Genomic DNA, 21,031 nt, shown 5'->3' with positions numbered 1-21,031 from the left:
TGAGCCAGGATCAAACTCTCCAAAAAAGAGTATGAGTTTAGCTCATAAGTTAAAACGTTGGCTCATGAGCTTCTATAATAGAAGCCATGATAATTGATTGTTTGTTGACGCTTGTTTGTTTAGTTTTCAAAGAACAATTTTGTGTGCGCCGCTCAGAAGCGACTTTATAAATATAACATTTTCATTCTATTTATGTCAATAACTTTTTTTAAGAAGAATTTCATGGACATGGTTGTTTTGTCACTGACTTTGAAAATTATAGCAGGAAAATATCTAGAAAGCAATACCTATTCTCTATTAAATTTTAAAAAAGCTGGGCATACATAGCCAGCTTTTAATGGATGATCTCCTCGATATGTAAATATCTGTGTTTTTCTAAAGCAAGAATTTGCTTTGACTCTAGCAATTTTACTAGTGGCCTTGCTGGATTTTTTTCGTCTACAAAAATAATTTCTGCCGATTGTCCGTTAGAGAGGCGGATTTTCGTGCCAACCGAATAATTCATGATCGCTGTACTTAATGCCTTCAAAACGGTAATATCAAACTCTCCGAACAAATCTTCATTGATCGTTTCCAGCACTTTAAACGGGGAATGCTTTGGCTTGTAAATTCTTTCAGAAGTCATTGCGTGAAAGGAATCAGCCACTGCAAGAACTTTCGCATATGGGTGGATTCTGCTTGCCTTTTCGCCGAAAGGATAGCCGCTACCATCCATCCTTTCATGATGATGCAAAATGGCAAGCTTGGAAGTATCCTTCAGCAACGGGCTGTTTTTGACCATCTGATAACTGAAGGTTGGATGTTTTTTGATTTCCTCAAATTCCTCCACTGTTAAAGCGGTGCTTTTGTTCAGAAGGCTTGGACTGATTTTCGCCATGCCGCAATCCGATAAACATCCAGCAAGCGCGATTTGAGCCACTTCTCCTTTGCTGTAATTGATTTTTTTTGCGATGAACGCACTGATGATTCCTACCGCCAAAGGGTGATCATACAGATATTCCGTCTTGCTGGTATAATGATGCAGATGGAATATATCCGCCGAATTCATATCAGTTTGCTCAATAAGCGGCAAAACGATCGATCTTAGTTTGGCAATATTAATTGGCATCCCTGATTGCCAAGAAATGAATTCTTTCTTAAATTCCTGCTTGGCCTGTAAAAACAAACCAACAAACGTTCGATCAGGCTTGTCGTCATCCACACTATCTTTTCCGGTTGTTGGAGTTGAGTACGGCATTCCATTTACAAGTGTTTTCTCTACATTCACTTCTTTCACCAGGAAAATTTTCAAAATATTGATTAGATGCTCTGATAAAACAGTGTTCTTGCTCATGATGGGTCTATTCGTTTTACTTAGAACATCTTCAGTGAGGATACTGCCCTCTCTTAAGTTATCTACTAGTACGCGCAAGGCCATCCCCTCCGGAATTTTTCATCTCTTACAAATATTTTACTTTATTTTACCAAAAAAGGGGAACACATTTTTGTGCTCCCCTAAAAAGTTTATTCTTCTTCTGGATCATTCGTTGTTTCTACTGCTTCACTGCTATCCTCATCTGGGGTAACGATTGCTTCCGCGTTCTCTTCCTCTTCCAGTTCTTCCGGCTTATCTTCTTCCTTGTCAACTTTCGCAACTGTCGAAACGTACTCATTTTCTGCTTTGTTGAGATTGATGAGTTTCACACCTTGTGTATTACGGCCTGTCATCGAGATAGAGCTTACCGGAATACGGATCAGCACACCTCCTGTAGTGATTAGCATCAGGTCTTCCTCTCCTGTCACGACTTTCATCGTTACAAGATCCCCATTCTTTTCAGTGATATTGCAAGTCTTGATTCCTTTTCCGCCTCGTCCTTGCCTTCTGTATTCTTCGGAAGGTGTCCGTTTACCGTAACCGTTCTTGGTAACGACGAGGATTTCGGCACTTTCTTCAAGGACTTCCATACCGACGACTTCATCACCGGCGGAAAGACGGATCCCTTTCACTCCTGTGGCAGTACGGCCCATGGAACGGACATCTGTTTCAGGGAAGCGGATCAGCAAGCCAGCTTTGGTGCCGATGATCATTTCCTTGGTTCCGTCTGTCAGGCGAACAGAGATCAATTCATCCCCTTCACGCAGGTTCAAAGCAATCAGCCCGTTATTGCGTATATTCGCGAAGGAGGTAAGTGGAGAACGTTTCGAAATTCCTTCTTTCGTTGTGAAGAACAGATACCAGTCGTCCACGAATTCTGACACAGGGATGATGGCATTGACCCACTCACCCTTTTCGACTTCCAACAGATTAATGATCGGGATTCCTTTCGCTGTCCGGCTAAATTCCGGTATCTCATACCCCTTTGAACGATAAACCTTTCCCTTGTTTGAAAAGAAAAGAATGGTATCGTGAGTCGAGGTAGTAATTAAATGCTCGACGAAATCATCATCATTCGTTCCCATCCCCTGGATTCCGCGACCTCCGCGGCGCTGCGCCCTATATGTCGAAACAGGTAGGCGTTTCACGTACCCATTATGGGTGAGGGTAATGACAATGTTTTCACGAGGGATCAAATCCTCGTCCTCAATCATTTCAAGACCGCCTGAGACAATCTCCGTGCGGCGCTCATCTTTGAAGCGCTCTTTGATTTCCGTAAGCTCTTCCCGAATGATTTCGAGCACCTTTTCATTGTCGGCCAGGATCGCTTTTAGTTCGATAATCAACTGCATAAGGTTCTGAAATTCTTCCTCAATCTTTTCGCGTTCCAAACCTGTTAGTCTCTGCAATCGCATATCAAGAATGGCCTGAGCTTGCTTTTCCGATAGAGTAAACTGTGTCATCAAGCCTTCTCTGGCAATATCCGTCGTGCGCGAGCTTCTAATCAGCCTGATGACCGCATCAAGATTATCAAGTGCGATTCGCAGCCCTTCGAGAATATGGGCACGCGCTTCCGCCTTCCGAAGTTCAAATTCTGTGCGTCGGCGAATGACGACAACCTGGTGATCCAGATAATAGGTTAAACATTGCTTCAAGTTCAGAACCTTTGGCTGTCCATCGACTAAAGCAAGCAGGTTGATCCCAAAGCTTGTCTGCATGGCGGTTTGTTTATACAGATTATTTAAAAGGACATTGGCATTCGCATCCTTGCGAACTTCAATGACAACCCTCATTCCTTTACGGTCCGATTCATCCCGCAAGTCAGTGATGCCGTCTAGCCTTTTATCGCGGACTAATTCAGCAATTTTCTCAATTAGCTTTGCTTTATTAACCTGGTAGGGCAGTTCCCTGACGATAATGACTTCCTTGCCGTTTGATTTTTGTTCCATTTCAACCTTCGCCCGCAAGGTAATCGACCCGCGGCCGGTTTCATAAGCTTTCCGAATTCCGCTGCGACCTAAAATCAAGCCTGCTGTCGGGAAATCGGGTCCAGTGATGATTTCCATCAATTCCATGATGCTCATATCAGGATCCTTGCTAATTGCCAGTACTCCATCTATTACTTCGCCGAGCTGGTGAGGGGGGATGTTCGTCGCCATTCCGACCGCAATCCCAGAAGTACCATTGACGAGCAGGTTTGGGAACCTCGATGGCATGACCATTGGCTCTCTTTCAGAACCGTCATAATTGTCCTGATAATCAATGGTATCTTTGTTGATATCACGCAACAGCTCCATCGAGATCTTTGACATCCGTGCTTCTGTATAACGCATTGCAGCCGCGGCGTCGCCATCGACAGAACCAAAATTCCCATGGCCATCGACTAGCATGTAGCGGTAGTTGAAATTCTGGGCCATACGGACCATCGTATCGTATACAGCAGAGTCACCATGCGGGTGGTATTTACCGATGACTTCTCCAACGATCCGCGCCGATTTTTTATACGCTTTGTCTGAGTGCATGCCGAGATCATGCATCGCATATAGAATCCTTCTATGTACTGGCTTTAAGCCGTCACGGACATCTGGAAGCGCACGAGCTACGATGACACTCATGGCATAATCCAGAAAGGATGAACGCATTTCCTGGCTAATATTAATTTCTTTTACACGATCGTTTGGTGTCTCAGCCATTTAAGAGAAACCTCCTTTAGTCGAAAAGCACAAGCGCCTGAATAGGCGCCAATGCTAAACACTAATTTAGTTTTCAAAACTTTTTTATATGTCCAGGTTTTTTACATAACGAGCATTTTGCTCAATGAAATTGCGGCGCGGTTCTACCTTATCACCCATGAGGATTTCAAAGGTCTCATCTGATTCGATCGCGTCTTCAAGGCTTACCTGGAGCAATGTCCGTGTCTCAGGGTTCATTGTCGTATCCCAAAGCTGCTCTGGGTTCATCTCGCCGAGACCCTTATAGCGCTGCATGCCTGGTTTCGGATGCTGCGGAAGCTCTGCGAGAATCTGTTCAAGCTGTTTGTCGTTATAAGCATACTCAATTTTTTTGCCCTGCTGAATTTTGTATAATGGGGGCTGAGCAATATAAATGTAACCAGCTTCGAGAATTTTTCTCATATACCGGTAGAAAAACGTCAATAATAAAGTACGGATATGGGCGCCATCCACATCAGCATCAGTCATGATTACAATTTTATGATATCGAGCTTTAGAAAGGTCGAAGTCTTCGCCAATTCCTGTTCCAATTGCTGTAATGATTGCTCTTACTTCGTTATTGGACAGGATTTTATCTAAACGCGACTTTTCGACGTTCAAGATTTTCCCTCGCAATGGCAGGATTGCCTGGAAGTGACGGTCTCGTCCCTGCTTGGCGGAACCGCCCGCGGAGTCCCCTTCTACGACATATATTTCACTGATTGCTGGGTCCTTTGAAGAGCAGTCCGCAAGCTTTCCTGGCAGACTGGAGATCTCAAGCGCACTCTTTCTTCTCGTCAACTCACGCGCTTTTTTTGCCGCGAGTCTGGCTCTTGCCGCCATAAGCCCTTTTTCGACGATTTTACGGGCAACCGCAGGATTTTCCAGCATGAACTTTTCAAAGTGCTCGGAAAACAGGGTGTCAGTCACAGTCCGTACTTCGGAATTTCCTAGTTTTGTTTTCGTCTGGCCTTCAAATTGAGGATCTGGATGCTTAACAGACACGATTGCTGTTATGCCCTCCCGAACATCATCTCCTGAAAGGTTGGAGTCATTATCTTTAAAAACGCCTTGCTTACGGGCATAATCATTGATCACACGAGTCAATGCAGTTTTAAAACCAAATTCGTGTGTTCCACCCTCATAGGTGTGAATATTATTCGCAAAAGAATAAATATTTCCAGTGTAGCTATCGTTATATTGGAGAGCGACCTCGATCGTGATTCCATCCTTTTCACCCTCAATAAAGATTGGTTCTTCATGGAGTACTTCTCTCGTGCGGTTTAAATGCTCAACATATGATTTAATTCCACCTTCATAGTAGTACTCATTCCGTCTGCCTTCGCCGCGTTTGTCCTCAATGGTAATCTTAAGGGCCTTATTCAGAAAGGCAAGCTCACGCAAACGGGTTGCGAGAATATCATACTCAAATTCCAGCGTTTCGGTGAAAATCTGTGGGTCGGGCTTAAAATGGGTTGTTGTGCCTGTATAATCCGTTTCGCCAATGACCTTCAGAGGTTCCCCAACAGCGCCTCGTTCGAATTTTTGATAATGAATTTTGCCATCACGATGGACAAATACCTCCAAATACATAGACAGGGCATTGACAACGGAGGCACCAACACCGTGCAGCCCGCCAGATACCTTATACCCTCCGCCGCCGAACTTGCCGCCGGCATGAAGAATCGTCATGATAACCTCCACCGCTGGCCTTCCCATTTTTTCATGAATACCGACTGGAATCCCGCGGCCATTATCCTTGACAGTAATACTGTTATCTTCTTCGATAATGACGTTTATTTCATCACAAAAGCCAGCAAGCGCTTCGTCTATACTATTATCGACGATTTCCCAGACAAGATGGTGCAAGCCTTTTCCACTCGTTGACCCAATATACATCCCTGGACGTTTGCGTACTGCTTCAAGGCCTTCAAGCACTTGTATCTGACTTTCATCATACGCTTGTCCCTGCATAGATTTTTGTTCCTCCATTGCCATATCGATCACCTACACTTTCCAGTTACCTCATCATTTTTATAAAAATAGTGCTGTTCCACAGGAATGTAACCTGGGACACTAAACTGAAAATCCATGGGCCATTTTGCATTGTTTTTCGACATTTTTTTTGCAAAACGCCGATCTATTAAAACTCCTGAACGGATGATTTTTGTGAGCGTTTCTTCAAAGTCCCTGACGCCAGCGGGGAATAATAAATTTGGTTGTCTGTAACGATGATGGATTTGATGGACCCTTTAGTCAGTTGGACAATCTCCCTGTCCTGCTTTGCGATGAATTCTTCCATGAACATGGAGAAACTGACACTTTCCATCGCGATAATTGCAATAATATCTTTCGTCCTGACAAGGACCTCTTCCCCAACATGCATATACATCAAATTCCACCTCATTGGATTCTTGACATTTCCCCGGTCTTCACGTTATAAGTGGCCGCTTCTCTTAATGTCTTATGGTCAATCCCATCCACACTGGTGGTGGTGACAAAGGTTTGAACTTTCCCCTGGATGGTATTTAATAAATGGGATTGGCGATAATCATCCAACTCTGACAGGACATCGTCCAGCAGGAGAATCGGATACTCCCCGATCTCAGCGTGAATTAATTCGATTTCGGCCAATTTCACCGAAAGCGCGGTTGTTCGCTGCTGTCCTTGGGATCCAAAGGTCTGGACATCTCGGCCATTGACAACAAATTGCAGATCGTCCCGGTGCGGACCGAACATTGTCGTTCCCCGGTCAATCTCTCTCGTCTTTATTTTAGCAAATTTTTCTTCATACACTGCTATCATTTTCGACAAATCATCCCCTTCTGATACGTCCGCAGATGGTTTATAGATGATTTTCAATTCTTCCAGTCCTCTTGAAATTCCCTGGTGGATCGGCACTGCCCATTGTTCAAGCAAATTCAGAAATTCAAACCGTTTTACTATGATTCTTGAAGCAGCCTGGATAAATTGTTCGGTCAGGATTTCCAGCATCGTGTGGTCAGTCGTTTTTTTAATTTGCAGCTGCCTAAGCAAATGATTCCGCTGCAGAAGGATTTTATTGTACTGGCTGATGTCATGCAAATAGACTGCCGAAACCTGTCCTATTTCCATATCGACAAATCGTCTTCTTACCTGTGGACTTCCCTTTACAAGGTTCAAATCCTCTGGTGCAAACATGACGACATTCATGTTGCCAACATACTGGCTAAGCTTGCGCTGTTCCAGATGATTGACTTTCGCTTTTTTGCCTTTTTTGGAAATGACAAGCTGCATTGGCAGCGATCCGTTGTTTTTTTTAATCCGTCCCTCTATTTTAGCATATTCTTCGTCCCAGTGAATCAAATCTTTATCATTGGAGGTTCGATGTGATTTTGCCATTGCCAATACATAGATCGATTCCATCACATTTGTCTTCCCTTGGGCGTTTTCGCCGAGGATGACATTGACCTTGTTTTCAAATATTGCCTCTAATCCTTGATAGTTGCGGTAATTCCTTAATTGCAGTTGCTCTATATACATGAACAGTTCATCCTCTGGATTATTGCGTTATGCTGAACTCGCCCATACCCGGAATCGATACCCTGTCTCCGGCACGAAGCTTTCTGCCTCTTCGCTGATCTTGTTCACCATTGATAAAAACATCGTGTTCACTTAAAAACCACTTCGCCATTCCACCTGATGGAATCACATCGGCTAATTTAAGGAACTGGCCAAGCGTAATATATTCCGTATCAATTTTTATTTCCTCATTCACGATTCGCACCCTTTTCTTCCAAAAGGAATCAATACTTTATTTTACTAAATATATCCCATAGAAACAAATGATCTTATAAGAAAAGCGCAAGCGCCTTGGTCAGCCCCGACAAGCGCTGGAGCTGGACAATTCTCAAAGTAATTTATCCTTTCTTTTCTGTTTAAAAAACCACCAGCAATAACTGGTGGTGGTCTGGAATTAGTAAGTTCTTACCGGCAGAATCAGCTGCAGGATAGAGTCATCATGCAGCGGGCGAATGACGAATGGCCTCATCGCGCCTGTAAAGCTGATCTGGATTTCTGAACCCTCTAATGCTTTTAGCGCGTCCATCATATATTTTGCGCTGAAAGAAATTTTCAGTTCTTCTCCGGCGATGGACTGGCTAGGAATTTCTTCGACAACCGTTCCAATTTCCGGTGTGATCGAAGAAATTTCAATTGCTCCGCCTTCCATTGTCGCAAGCTTGACGACATTGTTCCGTCCTTCTCTCGCAAGCAAAGACGCACGATCAATGGCATTGAGAAATTGTTTTGTAACCACGACAACCTCCGTTTTGCTTTCATTCGGAATCAGTCTTCCTGTGTCAGGATAGTTTCCTTCTAGCAATCTGGAGAAGAATAACAGGTGTTTGGTTTTAAATAAAACCTGGTTTTCTGTAATGACAATATCGACTGAATCGGAGCTGTCATCCAGGATTTTGATTAATTCATTCAAGCTTTTGCCCGGGATCACCACGTTGTAGCTTTCAGTATTCCCAGCTTCAATCTCAGCTTTTCGCAATGCCAATCTGTGGCTATCTGTTGCAATACAGATCAGTTCATTGTTTTCGACCTTCCAGTTGACACCTGTCAAGATTGGGCGTGTTTCTGACGTGGACACTGAAAAGACAGTCTGGCGAATCAACCCTTTTAATAAGTTTGTCGGAATCTTAAAAATATGTTCTTCCGAAATTTGCGGGAGATGTGGATATTCATCTGCATCAAGTCCGTTAAGTTTGAATTCAGATTTGCCGGATCGGATGACGGTTTGGAGATTTGTTTGGACTTCTATTTCTACAATGTCTGTAGGAAGTTTTTTAATGATTTCGCTAAAGAAACGCGCCTGCAGAACAATCGATCCTCGCTGTTTGATTTCAACGATTTCATCACCTTCTAGTTCTTTTTGAATAAAAGATTCGATCGAAATATCGGAATCGCTGCCTGTAAGTGTGACACCTTCTTCATGTGCAACAATTTTAATGCCAGTCAGTATCGGAATGGTTGTTCTGCTTGTTACTGCCTTCATGACATCCTGGACGCTTTGCAGAAGATAATCCCGCTGGATTATAAATTTCATTTTTTCCCCTCCATTTTGGTATCTTTTTGTTGTTTATGCATATATTAATATGTTTAAAAAAGTAATAGAAGTACTAGTAGGGCCTGTGGATTTGTGGATAAGTGAGCTTAGCAAAGGAAACACAGCCTATCCACATGTGGATAGGCTGTGTGCAACCAGGGATGAGTTATTCACATTATCCTAAACCCTTAATTGTTGATTGATATCTTTAATTTGCCTTTGCAGATTTGGATCGGTTGTGATCAACCTGGAAATTTTCTCATGGGCATGGATGACCGTTGTATGATCACGGCCACCAAATTCTTCGCCAATTTTCGGAAGCGAGAAATCCGTCAATTCTCTTGATAGGTACATGGCGATTTGCCTTGGATAAGCGACAGATTTAGTTCGTTTCTTTGCTTTAAAATCCTCGAGCTTAATATTAAAATGCTGTCCTACAACCCGTTGAATATCCAGAATTGTAATCACTTTAGGCTTCGAGCTCGGAATAATGTCTTTTAAAGCCTCGGCTGCCAGGTCTGCGTTAATATCTTTATTAATGAGTGAAGAATATGCGACAACTCGGATCAAGGCTCCTTCTAGTTCACGGATGTTGGAGTCAATCTGATTGGCGATATATAGCATGACTTCATTCGGAATATCCAATCCCTCTGCTTTTGCCTTTTTGCGGAGGATCGCGATTCGTGTCTCTAAGTCAGGCGGCGTAATATCGGTGATTAAGCCCCATTCGAAACGGGATCTCAACCTGTCCTCAAGAGTTGGAATTTCTTTTGGTGGACGGTCACTTGAAATGACTATCTGCTTGCTTTCCTCATGTAAGGTATTGAAGGTATGGAAAAATTCCTCTTGTGTTTGTTCTTTCCCAGCCAAAAACTGAATATCATCAATTAGCAGGACATCAACATTGCGATATTTATCGCGGAAATCCCCTGCTCTGTTGTCCCTGATTGAATTAATGAATTCATTCGTGAATTTTTCAGATGACAAATAAACCACTTTCGCATTCTGATTATGATCTTGAACATAGTGCCCAATTGCATGCATCAAATGGGTTTTTCCAAGTCCGACTCCCCCATAAATGAATAATGGATTGTAAGCTTTTGCCGGTGCCTCAGCTACTGCAAGCGATGCTGCGTGGGCGAAACGATTGCCTGAACCAATGACAAAAGTATCGAATGTATACTTCGGGTTCAGCATGCTGACTGGTAAATCCGGAGCTTCCTCATCCCTCTTGACCCTTTTTGGCGGCAAGTGTATATCAAGATCTTCTTGATTTTGGTTTTGGGGAATAATGAATTTAACAGCGAGCTCTTCACCCGTTATTTCGTATAAAATTCCGCTAATGAGCTGGGAATAGCGTTCTTCCAGCCAATCGCGTGCAAACTCATTCGGTGCTGTAATCGTAAGGACATCTCCTTGGAGCGAATGGGCTTTTGTTGATTTTAACCATGTATCATAACTTGGCTTGCTGATCTTTTTCTCAATTTTCATGAGAGCATTATTCCAGAGATCTGCAATATTCTCCAATAATTTCCCCTCCTTTTCTGTCATTTTTCTCTCTATGTTTGGCTTCATGTGCAGATTGTTTTTCACAAGGGCCGTTAGACCATCAGCATCGAAAAGCATAAATCGAAAGGTTATACACGCAGTACAACCTCTGATTAAGAAGATATACGAAACTATGATTGTGGAAAAATATATAATAAGGAAGGTAAGAAGCTTTTCGACAAAATTCACTATCTGTGGACAAACTTTTACAACAGCCCTGAATAACCTATCCACAGCTTATCCACACTTTGTGGATAAGTGTATTTTGGTCATCAAAAAATTAAGAGTGAAAACACAAATATAATAGCAGATAATCCAGCATGGTGCAACGCTTATTCAATAATTATCCACAATGGACCCAATCTGTGGAGCGAAATTGTCCACAGCCAGCTAACTTGTGTAAAAGCTGTTTAAATGGGTTGTGGATAATAAAAAAGCTGTCGTTTTTTGTCCACAGGTTGAAAAGCGGAAGCGCCTTGGTCAGCCCCGACAAGCGCTGCTCGCCAAAACGCCACGTCCTTTGGCTGGCGGGTCAGCACGTCCTTTACCTCGGAGAGCCGAATCGGTGAAGTTGTTTTACGAAGCGTAGATCGCCACTTGACAAATAATACGGGCTTCCTTATAATTACAAAGACTGTCTGTAACAGCTATTCCTCAGGGAGGTGTAACATATATGAAACGTACTTATCAACCTAATAAACGTAAACACAGCAAAGTTCACGGATTTCGTGCTCGCATGAGCAGTGCAAATGGCCGTAAGGTTCTTGCTCGTCGTCGTCGCAAAGGAAGAAAAGTTTTATCAGCCTAGGCCACTGAAATGTCAGTGGTCTTTTTTCTCTTTTGGCATTTACAAGTCAGGGAACTGGATCTACTGGTGAATGAGCTTTAACGGATTGGTTGCAAAAAGAATCCGACTGATATAAGTTCCCGATCCATAGAGAGATGAAGGTGATTGAATGAAAAAAGAATACAGTGTGAAAAAAAATAAAGAATTCCAAGAGGCTTTTAAAAAGGGAAGGTCGGTTGCTAACCGGCAATTTGTCGTTTATATTTTGAAAAAACCGGAGCAGGAAAAATTCCGCATCGGCCTGTCAGTCAGCAAAAAAATCGGCAACGCCGTCATGCGCAACCAGATTAAACGGTATATCCGGCAATCTTTCCATGAATTACACGACCAGGTCCAAACTGGCAATGATTACATCATCATCGCCCGGAAGCCTACTGCCGAAATGAACATGCATGAGGTTAAGAAAAGCTTAGAGCATGTTTTGAAGGTCGGAAAGGTTTTGAAGATACTGAAACCTGGAGAGAATAGTTGAGGAAAAAATATTTGCCGAATTGCATTTTTTAAAAGCGCTTCCCGATAAAAGATGGTAAAATACTTTTGATTGCATGTTGCAGCCAAGGGATAATGCACAGTAAATTTGGGACAACTTTTGAAAATAAATGGAGCGTATTGGGAAGTTAGGAGGAAAAGAAGCTTGAAAAAAAGAATCTTATTGATATTGGGCTTGGTGCTAGTGGTGTCATTGCTGACGGGCTGTACAGAGTACAACCAGCCAATTACTCCAGATAGCAAGGGTTTCTGGAACGAGTACATAGTCTATCCATTATCTATGCTGATCGTGAAAATGGCTGAATGGCTCGGAGGCAGTTTTGGATTATCCATAATCGCGGTTACGTTGCTGATCCGTTTTGCGATTCTGCCGCTAATGATTAAGCAAACGAAAAGCTCTAAAGCAATGCAGGCGTTGCAGCCGGAAATGCAGAAACTGAAGGAAAAATACAGTTCAAAGGACCAAAAGACACAGCAAAAGCTGCAGCAAGAAACGATGGCACTTTTTCAGCAACATGGTGTTAATCCGCTTTCAGGCTGTTTTCCGCTGATTGTCCAGATGCCGATTTTGATTGGTTTCTACCATGCGATTTCAAGAACGAGAGAGATTGCCGAGCATAATTTCTTATGGTTCGACCTTGGCGCACCGGATCCGTATTATATTCTGCCAGTTGTTGCAGGTATCACTACTTTCATTCAGCAAAAAATGATGATGGCTGGTCAGGAAGGCAATCCGCAAATGGCGATGATGCTTTGGTTAATGCCTATCATGATCGTTGTATTCGCAATCAACTTCCCAGCAGCTCTTTCCTTATACTGGGTAGTAGGTAACTTATTTATGATTGGTCAAACATACTTTATAAAAGGGCCGGATCTGAAAAAAACGAAGGCTGCCGGCAATGCGGGAGGAGCAAAAAAGTGAAACAGGTAACTGCTACAGGACAAAATGTCGACGAAGCAGTAGAATCCGCTTTAGCTCAATTAAAGACAACGAAAGACCGCACAGAAATTGATGTAATTGATGAAGGCAAAAAGGGGATTTTCGGAATTTTTGGCACACGTCCGGCTGTCGTCAAAGTAACGGTCAAGATCGATGCTGTGGAGGAAGCCGTAACTTATTTGAAATCGGTTAGTGAAAAAATGGGAGCATCTATTAACGTAGATGTAAAAAAAGACGGAAAAATCGTCTTATTGACGATGTCAGGTGAAAAAATTGCTTTGCTAATTGGAAAAAGAGGACAAACCTTGAATTCCCTGCAGTTTTTAACGCAGCTTGTAGTCAATCGATATTCTGATCAGTACGCTACTGTATTGCTTGATGCGGAAGACTACCGTCAACGCCGAAATGACACCCTCATTCAGCTTGCGGAACGCCTGGCACAAAAAGCAGTAAGAACCGGGCAAAACGTCGCGCTGGAACCAATGCCCTCCTATGAACGCAAAGTAATTCATACTGCCTTGATGTCAAATAAAAAAATCAAAACTTATTCCGATGGCACCGAGCCACACAGGCATATCGTGATTTCGCCGTCCAAATAAAGAATTTCAACCCGAACCTCATCACAGGATCGGGTTTTTTGTTGTTATTTTTAGAAAAAATGGACCTGGCCAGCGAAATTTCGATTAGAAATAGCAAATTCAGAGCATGATTTTGGCTGATAATAATCCGCATCTTTGTTTATTGGCGACTTGAAAATTTTCTTAGTTTTTTTCCAATTCATCATCAGATCCCCTACACAAATCGGCAAGATAGTTTTCCACATCCTAAAATTTCCTCATTTGGTTTTATTGTTATTCACATGTGGATAAGTTAAAATGAATACAGTTTATTTTATGCACTGTGGATAATGTTGACGGAGAAGATGCCTTTCTTTTTTTCGCTAAACAAATGTGGTATTCTAGTAATTTGCAGAAATCAAACTTTATATATATTTTTTTTAAAAAAGCGGGGTGAAGCATGTGGAATTTGATACGATTGCGGCTATTTCTACGCCGATGGGAGAAGGGGCGATAGCGATTGTGCGGTTAAGCGGGGATCAGGCTGTTGAGATTGCTGACAGCTTGTTCAAAGGTGTCGGCAGCAAGCGGCTTCGCGAGGCGGCTACGCACACGATTCATTATGGCCATCTGATCGACCCGAAAACTGGACAAGTTGCTGAAGAGGTGATGGTCTCGGTCATGAAGGGTCCGAAAACGTTCACGAAAGAAGACGTAATCGAAATCAACTGCCATGGGGGGCTTGTTTCGGTAAACCGTGTGCTCCAGCTTGTCCTGAATCAGGGGGCGAGACTTGCGGAGCCAGGGGAATTTACAAAACGAGCTTTTTTAAATGGACGGATCGACCTTTCGCAGGCAGAGGCAGTCATTGATTTGATCAGAGCGAAGACCGATCGTGCGATGAATATGGCACTTGGCCAGATGGAGGGCCGCTTATCGAGACTGATCCAAAAGCTGCGTCAGGAAATTCTTGAGATACTCGCACATGTTGAGGTGAATATCGATTATCCGGAATATGAAGATGTCGAGGAAATGACGCATCAAATGCTGTTGGAAAAGGCGAAGTATGTAAAGGGAGAGCTCGAACAGCTTTTGCGAACCTCGCAGCAGGGAAAAATCCTCAGGGAAGGACTTTCCACTGTCATTGTAGGACGTCCGAATGTCGGAAAATCATCGTTATTGAATAGCCTTGTTCATGAAAATAAAGCAATTGTTACCGATATTCCGGGAACGACACGGGATGTCATTGAAGAATATGTCAATGTTCGCGGCGTTCCGTTACGGCTTCTTGATACAGCGGGAATCCGAGAGACGGAGGATATTGTTGAACGAATCGGGGTCGAGCGGTCAAGAAAAGTTCTGAAGGAAGCGGATTTAATTTTGCTCGTTCTGAACTATTCGGAAGAGCTCTCAGAAGAGGATCGGAACATCTTCAGAGCGGTCGAAGGCATGGATGTGATCGTGATTGTCAACAAAACCGATCTGCCGCAAAACATCAATTTGGAGGAAGTGAGGGAGCTTGCGAACGATTATTCCCTCGTGACAATCTCATTATTGGAAGACAAGGGTGTGGATCAGCTGGAAGAAGCGATTTCCAGTCTGTTCTTCTCCGGAGCGATTGAATCAGGGGATTTGACGTATGTTTCGAACAGTCGCCATATTGCCTTGCTCAGCCAGGCTGCTCATGCCATTGACGAAGCAATCAGCGGCGTTGAAATCGGAACGCCAATCGATATTGTTCAGATTGACTTGACTCGTTCGTGGGAGCTACTTGGGGAAATCATTGGGGAAAGTGTTCATGAAAGCTTGATTGACCAGTTATTTTCCCAGTTCTGTTTAGGAAAATAATCATATGATTAAACAGCATAAAAGGAGGCAACAGGATGGGGTATGAAGCCGGGAATTTTGATGTAGTGGTAGTGGGTGCTGGCCATGCGGGTGTGGAGGCAGCACTTGCGCCGGCACGAATGGGTGCCAAAACTGCGATGATTACCATTAACCTGGATATGATTGCGTTTATGCCTTGCAATCCGTCAATTGGCGGACCTGCCAAAGGAATCGTTGTGCGCGAAATTGACGCTCTTGGCGGCGAAATGGGCCGCAATATCGATAAAACCTATATCCAAATGAGAATGCTAAACACCGGCAAGGGCCCAGCAGTACGTGCCTTGCGGGCTCAAGCTGATAAATTCGCTTATCAGAATGAAATGAAAAAGACGCTCGAAAATCAAAACAACCTTTCCTTAATTCAGGGCATGGTAGAGCGATTGATTGTCGAAGACGGGGAATGCAAAGGGGTCATTACGAAAACCGGAGCCATTTATCGTGCGAAAACGGTCGTGATCACGACGGGGACGTATATGCGCGGGGAAATCATCCTCGGTGAGTTGAAATACTCTAGCGGACCGAATAACCAGCAGCCATCGATTAAGCTTTCAGAGCATTTGGAAGAGCTTGGCTTTGACCTTGTTCGCTTTAAAACGGGGACCCCGCCGCGAGTACACAGTGACTCAATTGATTATTCGAAAACAGAAATACAGCCTGGCGATGATGTTCACCGAGCCTTTTCCTATGAAACGACGAACTATATTACGGATCAGCTTCCTTGTTGGCTGACGTATACGAATGAGCAGACACATCAGCTGATAGATGACAATTTGCATCGCTCACCGATGTATTCCGGCATGATCAAGGGGACAGGCCCACGTTATTGCCCATCGATTGAGGATAAGGTTGTCCGTTTCCATGACAAGCCGCGCCATCAGATTTTCCTCGAGCCAGAAGGAAGGAACACTCAAGAAGTATATGTGCAGGGGCTGTCTACCAGCTTGCCAGAGGATGTCCAACACAAGATTCTTCAGACGATCCCTGGGCTTGAAAAAGTTCAGATGATGCGTGCTGGCTATGCGATTGAGTATGATGCGATGGTGCCGACACAGCTATGGCCGACATTGGAAACAAAGCTGGTTAAGAATTTGTATACTGCTGGTCAAATCAATGGGACTTCAGGTTACGAAGAGGCGGCAGGACAAGGGATCATGGCTGGGATTAATGCCGGCAGAAAGGCTCTGGACAAGGAAGAAGTCATCCTTAGCCGTGCCGACGCCTATATTGGCGTCCTGATTGATGATCTTGTGACAAAGGGAACAAATGAACCATACCGCCTGCTGACGTCAAGAGCGGAATACCGCCTGTTGCTGCGCCATGACAATGCTGACCTGCGCTTAACGGAAAAAGGATATGAAATCGGTCTGATCACAGAGGAACGCTACCAGAAATTTCTGGTGAAAAAAAAGGCAATCGAAGCGGAGAAGAAACGGCTGCAGTCCATCATCATCAAACCGTCAGCTGAGGTTCAGGAATGGATCCGTACGCTTGGCGGCAGTGAATTGAAGGATGGAATCCGTGCTTCAGACCTTCTGAAACGCCCCGAAGTTTCCTATGAGCATATTAAACAGCTCGCACCTGCGGATGGAGAGCTCGAGTTTGAAATAGAAGAACAAACAGAAATCCAAATTAAATATGAGGGATATATTGAAAAATCGCTTCAGCAGGTGGAGAAGCTGAAGAAGATGGAAGATAAGAAAATCCCGGAAAATATCAACTATGATGCGATTTCTGGACTGGCAACGGAAGCGCGCCAAAAATTGAGAGAGGTCCAGCCATTGACGTTAGCACAGGCATCAAGAATCTCAGGTGTGAACCCTGCCGATCTTTCCATTCTGCTCGTGTATCTGGAACAGGGACGAATTGCACGAATCAAGTAGCAAGCACAGAAAGGGTTGGCTTATGAATACGGATCAATTTAAAGCATTGCTCGCTGAAAAGGGGATTGAGCTTTCCCAGAGGCAAATGGAGCAATATGAAATTTATTACCACCTGCTCGTTGAGTGGAATGAAAAAATGAATTTAACTGCGATTACGGAAAAGCCGGATGTGTACTTGAAGCATTTTTATGATTCCGTTTCAGCTGCATTCTATTTTGATTTCCATAAGCCGCTAGATTTGTGCGATGTTGGCGCTGGAGCCGGCTTCCCGAGTATTCCAATTAAAATTGCTTTTCCGGAAATCAAGGTCACGATCGTCGATTCGCTGAACAAGCGGATTACATTCCTGGAACAGCTTTCGAAGACGCTCGGTCTTGAAGGGACAACCTTCATCCATGACCGCGCTGAAACATTCGGACAAAACCCGGGATATCGCGAAAAATATCAAGTAGTCATTGCGAGAGCGGTAGCAAGAATGTCTGTTTTGAGTGAACTTTGTCTCCCTCTTGTGAAGGTCGGCGGAACCTTCATCGCCATGAAAGGCAATCAGGCGGGAGAAGAACTGCTTGCTGGCGAAAAAGCGATCACGATACTTGGAGGAAAACTGGAATCCTCGCACTCTTTCACCTTGCCAGTCGAAGAAAGTGAACGCACTCTTTTCATCATAAACAAACAAAAGCCGACACCTAAAAAGTACCCTAGAAAACCAGGGACTCCTAATAAAACACCGATTGAGTAACGGCTTTCCATACGTGAACCGAGCCTCTGGTAAAAGACTGGAAGAGACCGGAATTTCTACGCTTTTGCGGTTGCGCTTTTAGTCCTATTTTTAAAAATGAATTTAGTTTATAATAGAGTCAATAGGCAGGAACTTGTCATTTTTATAGAGAATGTATGAATAGGGAGTTCATAAAGGTGGTGTAGGGTGATGAAGCCTTCTTTTTCGCGCTTTTTTGGCATTGGGGAAAAGGAAAAAGAACGGAACCAGTTGGAAGAACCGAACCAAATAGAAGCTCAAACGGTCGAGGATATTGACATCATAGAAAATGAAGAAATAAAAAAAATTCCGATTGACCATATTATTCCAAATAGATACCAGCCAAGAACGGTTTTTGATGAGGAAAAGATTGAAGAATTGGCCCGTACCATTCACATACATGGAGTGATCCAGCCAATCGTTGTACGGGAATACGAGCAGGATCGATTTGAAATCATTGCTGGCGAACGCCGCTGGCGGGCTATGAAAAAGCTTGAATGGATAGAAGTTCCGGCAATCGTGAAAAACTTGTCTGATTCTGAAACAGCTTCTGTGGCCTTGATTGAAAATCTTCAGCGGGAGGAGCTGTCACCGATTGAAGAAGCAATGGCCTATGGGAAATTGCTAGAGTTGCACAATCTCACACAGGAAGCGCTGGCACAAAGGCTTGGAAAAGGGCAATCGACAGTGGCAAATAAGCTTAGGCTGCTAAAGCTCCCACAAGAAGTCCAGGAAGCCCTTTTAAATAAATGGATTACAGAGCGCCATGCACGTTCGCTTATTCCATTGAAAAACCCGGAATTACAGGTGCAGGTGCTCGCAGAGGTCATCGAAAAATCGCTTAATGTTAAACAAACAGAAGAACGTGTCGTCAAGCTCCTGAGTCTCGGGGAGGAAAAGCCAAAACCGAAGCGAAAAGCATTCAGCAATGATATGAGGATTGCCGTCAATACAATCCGTCAATCGCTGACGATGGTTTCCGACAGCGGCATCCGTCTCGACTCAGAGGAAGAGGAATTTGAAGAATTTTATCAATTCACGATTCGGATTCCAAAAACAAAAAAATAAAGAATGTCACCTATAGGCAGGACGCTCGAATGTTCCCCTATAGGTGTTTTTTTGTATTCTTTTCACAGGGTGATTTCTTTTTTACAAAAATTCGATCAAGTACCTGTTTTCATGATAAAATAAAGAACATGATCGCTTTTTTCCGGGACTTTGCGGAAAAAAGCGTATTTTATGAATGGATCTATGCTTGGGAAAGCTGAATAGAATTTTTACTGGTTTGAAAGAAGGTGACAAGGTGGGAAAAATCCTTGCGATTGCGAATCAAAAGGGTGGCGTTGGCAAGACGACGACATCAGTGAATCTTGGTGCATGCTTGGCATACATTGGGAAAAAGGTGTTGCTTGTCGATACAGATCCTCAAGGGAATGCGACGAGCGGAGTAGGCATAGAAAAAGCAGATGTTGAACAATGCATTTATGATGTGCTGGTAGATGATGTAGAGGCGGGTAAGGTGATCCTTCCTACTGCAGTTGAGAATCTTTATACAGTGCCTGCGACCATCCAGCTGGCTGGGGCGGAAATTGAACTTGTTCCTACCATTTCGAGAGAGGTTCGCCTGAAGCGGGCGCTCGAGGAAGTGAAGGACCGTTTTGATTATATTATTATCGATTGTCCACCATCACTTGGACTATTGACTCTGAATGCATTGACGGCTTCGGATTCAGTGATCATTCCGGTCCAATGCGAATATTATGCGCTTGAAGGACTGAGCCAGCTTCTGAATACGGTTCGGCTTGTGCAGAAGCATTTGAACCAGGATTTGAAAATAGAAGGGGTCCTGCTGACGATGCTGGACGCACGTACAAATCTCGGTCTGCAAGTGATTGAGGAAGTGAAGAAGTATTTCCAGGATAAGGTTTACCAGACGATCATTCCTAGGAATGTCCGTCTAAGTGAAGCACCAAGCCATGGAGAGCCGATTATCATTTATGATCCGAAATCCCGCGGAGCAGAGGTTTATTTAGATCTTGCAAAGGAAGTGGTTGCAAATGGCTAGAGGCTTAGGGAAGGGATTAGATGCATTTTTCAACATGGAAGCGGAAAGGGAAGAAAAGGTCCAGGAAATAAGCATCAAGGAAATTAGACCAAATCCATACCAACCACGAAAAGTTTTTGATCCGGCTGCAATCAAGGAATTGCAGCTTTCGATCCAGGAGCATGGAATCTTACAGCCAATCATTTTAAGGAAAACGATTAAAGGCTATGAAATCGTAGTAGGGGAAAGACGGTATCGGGCTGCAAAAGAAGCCGGTTTGGAAACCGTCCCCGCAGTTGTCCGTGATCTGACTGAACAGCAAATGATGGAGCTTGCCGTGCTCGAAAACCTACAGCGTGAAGACTTGAATCCGATCGAAGAAGGAATTGCCTATCAAACGTTGATCGAGAAACTCAAGCTGACACAGGAAGAATTGGCGAAAAGACTTGGCAAAAGCCGGCCGCATCTGGCAAACCATATCCGGTTGCTGTCGCTGCCACCAAAAATTCAGCAACTTATTTCAGAAGGAAAAATCTCTATGGGACACGGCCGCGCACTCCTTGGCTTAAGAAAGAAAGACAAGCTGTCTGTCCTGGTCGATAAAATCCTTAAGGATGGCATGAATGTTCGCCAGCTGGAACAACTCATCCAGGATATGAATAGGCTTGTTCCACGTGAAACAAAAAGAAAAAAAGAGACGAAGGACCTATTCATCAAGGAGCGGGAAACCTCGCTTCGTGAACGCTTTGGAACTACAGTTTCCATCAAGCAATCCAAAAACAAAGGAAAAATTGAAATTGAATTTTTTTCAAAAGATGATCTGGAACGGATTCTTGAACTATTAGACAATCAAAATTCCTAAGCTATCATTTTGATGGCTTAATTTTTTTACATTGGCTTTTGTGCAAGCCAACTAATACGGAAA

General features: G+C 43.6%; 18 protein-coding genes. 10 read left to right on the top strand and 8 right to left on the bottom strand.

The features are described from left to right. Positions 1-334: 334 nt before the first annotated feature. The 8 genes from J2S25_RS16635 to dnaA all read right to left on the bottom strand — a co-directional run bounded on the left by J2S25_RS16635 (position 335) and on the right by dnaA (position 10,684). A complete protein-coding gene (locus tag J2S25_RS16635; protein WP_198528166.1) occupies positions 335-1,411 on the bottom strand; it encodes an HD-GYP domain-containing protein in 1,077 nt (358 codons plus the stop codon). A gap of 92 nt (positions 1,412-1,503) precedes the next feature. Continuing rightward, a complete protein-coding gene (gyrA, locus tag J2S25_RS16630; protein ID WP_307192443.1) occupies positions 1,504-4,047 on the bottom strand; it encodes a DNA gyrase subunit A in 2,544 nt (847 codons plus the stop codon). Between the two features lie 84 nt (positions 4,048-4,131). Beyond that, positions 4,132-6,063: a DNA topoisomerase (ATP-hydrolyzing) subunit B gene (gene gyrB / locus J2S25_RS16625; RefSeq protein WP_431305963.1), complete on the bottom strand. Its 1,932-nt coding sequence runs from the start codon at positions 6,061-6,063 to the stop codon at positions 4,132-4,134. A 145-nt stretch (positions 6,064-6,208) separates the two neighbouring features. After that, positions 6,209-6,457, bottom strand: coding sequence for an extracellular matrix regulator RemB (remB, locus tag J2S25_RS16620; RefSeq protein WP_307192442.1), 249 nt, complete (start codon positions 6,455-6,457; stop codon positions 6,209-6,211). A gap of 11 nt (positions 6,458-6,468) precedes the next feature. Further along, positions 6,469-7,587 (bottom strand): DNA replication/repair protein RecF, encoded by a 1,119-nt coding sequence (gene recF / locus J2S25_RS16615; RefSeq protein WP_307192441.1) that lies wholly within the window; start codon positions 7,585-7,587, stop codon positions 6,469-6,471. A gap of 19 nt (positions 7,588-7,606) precedes the next feature. Next, entirely contained in the window at positions 7,607-7,822 is a 216-nt protein-coding gene (gene yaaA, locus J2S25_RS16610; RefSeq protein WP_044392048.1) for a S4 domain-containing protein YaaA, read from the bottom strand. A gap of 198 nt (positions 7,823-8,020) precedes the next feature. Then, positions 8,021-9,157: a DNA polymerase III subunit beta gene (dnaN, locus tag J2S25_RS16605; protein WP_307192440.1), complete on the bottom strand. Its 1,137-nt coding sequence runs from the start codon at positions 9,155-9,157 to the stop codon at positions 8,021-8,023. A 180-nt stretch (positions 9,158-9,337) separates the two neighbouring features. After that, the gene (gene dnaA, locus J2S25_RS16600; RefSeq protein ID WP_307192439.1) at positions 9,338-10,684 is read right to left on the bottom strand and encodes a chromosomal replication initiator protein DnaA; all 1,347 of its coding nucleotides are present in this window, start codon (positions 10,682-10,684) and stop codon (positions 9,338-9,340) included. A 694-nt stretch (positions 10,685-11,378) separates the two neighbouring features. Here dnaA and rpmH point away from each other — a divergent pair. The 10 genes from rpmH (at position 11,379) to J2S25_RS16550 (ending at position 20,968) form a co-directional block, all read left to right on the top strand. Continuing rightward, complete coding sequence (gene rpmH, locus J2S25_RS16595; RefSeq protein WP_013059930.1) at positions 11,379-11,513, top strand: 50S ribosomal protein L34; 135 nt, start codon at positions 11,379-11,381, stop codon at positions 11,511-11,513. 148 nt (positions 11,514-11,661) lie between these two features. Then, positions 11,662-12,024, top strand: coding sequence for a ribonuclease P protein component (gene rnpA, locus J2S25_RS16590; RefSeq protein ID WP_044392044.1), 363 nt, complete (start codon positions 11,662-11,664; stop codon positions 12,022-12,024). Positions 12,025-12,186: 162 nt separating this feature from the next. Beyond that, positions 12,187-12,963 carry a YidC family membrane integrase SpoIIIJ gene (gene spoIIIJ / locus J2S25_RS16585; RefSeq protein ID WP_307192438.1) on the top strand — a complete coding sequence of 259 codons (777 nt, stop codon included), beginning with the start codon at positions 12,187-12,189 and terminating at the stop codon, positions 12,961-12,963. Next, the gene (jag, locus tag J2S25_RS16580; protein WP_044392042.1) at positions 12,960-13,580 is read left to right on the top strand and encodes an RNA-binding cell elongation regulator Jag/EloR; all 621 of its coding nucleotides are present in this window, start codon (positions 12,960-12,962) and stop codon (positions 13,578-13,580) included. The genes spoIIIJ and jag overlap by 4 nt, the downstream gene beginning before the upstream one ends. 420 nt (positions 13,581-14,000) lie before the next feature. Then, positions 14,001-15,386 (top strand): tRNA uridine-5-carboxymethylaminomethyl(34) synthesis GTPase MnmE, encoded by a 1,386-nt coding sequence (mnmE, locus tag J2S25_RS16575; RefSeq protein ID WP_307192437.1) that lies wholly within the window; start codon positions 14,001-14,003, stop codon positions 15,384-15,386. Between the two features lie 35 nt (positions 15,387-15,421). After that, positions 15,422-17,305: a tRNA uridine-5-carboxymethylaminomethyl(34) synthesis enzyme MnmG gene (mnmG, locus tag J2S25_RS16570; RefSeq protein ID WP_307192436.1), complete on the top strand. Its 1,884-nt coding sequence runs from the start codon at positions 15,422-15,424 to the stop codon at positions 17,303-17,305. Between the two features lie 22 nt (positions 17,306-17,327). Next, entirely contained in the window at positions 17,328-18,044 is a 717-nt protein-coding gene (gene rsmG / locus J2S25_RS16565; protein ID WP_307192435.1) for a 16S rRNA (guanine(527)-N(7))-methyltransferase RsmG, read from the top strand. A gap of 189 nt (positions 18,045-18,233) precedes the next feature. After that, on the top strand, positions 18,234-19,130 hold the full coding sequence (gene noc / locus J2S25_RS16560) for a nucleoid occlusion protein (protein ID WP_307192434.1): 897 nt from the start codon (positions 18,234-18,236) through the stop codon (positions 19,128-19,130). Between the two features lie 235 nt (positions 19,131-19,365). Then, a complete protein-coding gene (locus tag J2S25_RS16555) occupies positions 19,366-20,127 on the top strand; it encodes a ParA family protein (protein ID WP_307192433.1) in 762 nt (253 codons plus the stop codon). Next, positions 20,120-20,968, top strand: a complete 849-nt coding sequence (locus J2S25_RS16550) for a ParB/RepB/Spo0J family partition protein (protein WP_044392033.1) — start codon at positions 20,120-20,122, stop codon at positions 20,966-20,968. Before J2S25_RS16555 ends, J2S25_RS16550 begins: the two co-directional genes overlap by 8 nt. The last annotated feature ends 63 nt before the right edge of the window (positions 20,969-21,031 follow it).

The organism is Mesobacillus stamsii, assembly GCF_030814065.1.
In the GTDB taxonomy this organism is placed as follows: Bacteria; Bacillota; Bacilli; order Bacillales; family Cytobacillaceae; genus Mesobacillus; species Mesobacillus stamsii.
Note: the sequence above shows the minus strand (reverse complement) of the source record. Positions and strands in the feature narration are given on the sequence as shown.

What these genes read in the sequence shown, in the direction of transcription:
- gyrA (WP_307192443.1), bottom strand. Translation starts at nt 4,047, where the DNA reads ATGGCTGAGACACCAAACGATCGTGTAAAAGAAATTAATATTAGCCAG.
- rnpA (WP_044392044.1), top strand. Translation starts at nt 11,662, where the DNA reads ATGAAAAAAGAATACAGTGTGAAAAAAAATAAAGAATTCCAAGAGGCT.
- mnmG (WP_307192436.1), top strand. Translation starts at nt 15,422, where the DNA reads ATGGGGTATGAAGCCGGGAATTTTGATGTAGTGGTAGTGGGTGCTGGC.
- noc (WP_307192434.1), top strand. Translation starts at nt 18,234, where the DNA reads ATGAAGCCTTCTTTTTCGCGCTTTTTTGGCATTGGGGAAAAGGAAAAA.
- rsmG (WP_307192435.1), top strand. Translation starts at nt 17,328, where the DNA reads ATGAATACGGATCAATTTAAAGCATTGCTCGCTGAAAAGGGGATTGAG.
- rpmH (WP_013059930.1), top strand. Translation starts at nt 11,379, where the DNA reads ATGAAACGTACTTATCAACCTAATAAACGTAAACACAGCAAAGTTCAC.
- gyrB (WP_431305963.1), bottom strand. Translation starts at nt 6,063, where the DNA reads ATGGCAATGGAGGAACAAAAATCTATGCAGGGACAAGCGTATGATGAA.
- dnaN (WP_307192440.1), bottom strand. Translation starts at nt 9,157, where the DNA reads ATGAAATTTATAATCCAGCGGGATTATCTTCTGCAAAGCGTCCAGGAT.
- recF (WP_307192441.1), bottom strand. Translation starts at nt 7,587, where the DNA reads ATGTATATAGAGCAACTGCAATTAAGGAATTACCGCAACTATCAAGGA.
- J2S25_RS16550 (WP_044392033.1), top strand. Translation starts at nt 20,120, where the DNA reads ATGGCTAGAGGCTTAGGGAAGGGATTAGATGCATTTTTCAACATGGAA.
- remB (WP_307192442.1), bottom strand. Translation starts at nt 6,457, where the DNA reads ATGTATATGCATGTTGGGGAAGAGGTCCTTGTCAGGACGAAAGATATT.